Source organism: Veillonella sp. KGMB01456 (genome assembly GCF_023051165.1).
In the GTDB taxonomy this organism is placed as follows: Bacteria; Bacillota; Negativicutes; order Veillonellales; family Veillonellaceae; genus Veillonella_A.
Genome location: NZ_JALKIG010000098.1, coordinates 1 through 674, shown reverse-complemented (window position 1 = coordinate 674; position 674 = coordinate 1). Strand labels below are relative to the sequence as shown.

Annotated in this window: 1 protein-coding gene and 1 tRNA gene; one reads left to right on the top strand and one right to left on the bottom strand. The window is 41.5% G+C overall.

Annotated elements, in window-relative coordinates; all coding sequences use genetic code 11:
• The first annotated feature begins 136 nt into the window (after nt 1–136).
• Nucleotides 137–460 (top strand): hypothetical protein, encoded by a 324-nt coding sequence (locus MXE28_RS11480; RefSeq protein ID WP_247240195.1) that lies wholly within the window; start codon nt 137–139, stop codon nt 458–460.
• Between the two features lie 48 nt (nt 461–508).
• Here the strand turns inward: MXE28_RS11480 and MXE28_RS11475 are convergent.
• A tRNA-Leu gene (locus MXE28_RS11475) sits at nt 509–594 on the bottom strand.
• Nucleotides 595–674 lie beyond the last annotated feature (80 nt).

The window sequence follows — 674 nt, the reverse complement described above, 5'->3', positions numbered from 1 at the left end:
AAACCTATTCAGGCTTCTCGGAAATAAAAGTCTAACTTTTTGGGGTCACTACATTTCGAAGGCTCGTTTATATCTTTGAAGTTTATTCAGAATTGCAGGTTCTATATCTGTATTTGTGGAGGTTTTTATGAAAAAGATGCTAATGGCCCTTTCGGGGTTACTATTAATCAGTTCTACAACAGTCTTTGCAGAATTGCAAACGCAAGTAATTCGCCATCCTGACGGCAGCGCAACCATCAATCAGTGGGATCCTGATGATGGTTATTCGTATAGTGAAGATGTACCTGCAAATCGTGAAATCATTATCCCACGTAAAAAAATCATCATGACTCCGGAAGAAGCTGATGAGTTGCGTAATTCGTATGTCAATGATGCCGTACGCAGTTGGCAGGAGAAAAATGTGATTATTAATGTCAACGAATCTAAAGACGAACAAAAGAAATCTACAAACAAAAAATAAACAAAAAGAGCGCCCTGCGAAATCTCGCAAGGCGCTTATTTACTGATATGGTGCGGTTGATGGGACTTGAACCCATACGAGCGTAAGCTCACCACCCCCTCAAGATGGCGTGTCTGCCATTCCACCACAACCGCATGGAATTGTTATTAAATGGTGCCTCAGGACAGAATCGAACTGTCGACACAAGGATTTTCAGTCCTTTGCTCTACCGACT

Bases quoted from the DNA above. Each gene is read 5' to 3' on its own strand.
- MXE28_RS11480 (WP_247240195.1), top strand. From the start codon at position 137: ATGCTAATGGCCCTTTCGGGGTTACTATTAATCAGTTCTACAACAGTC.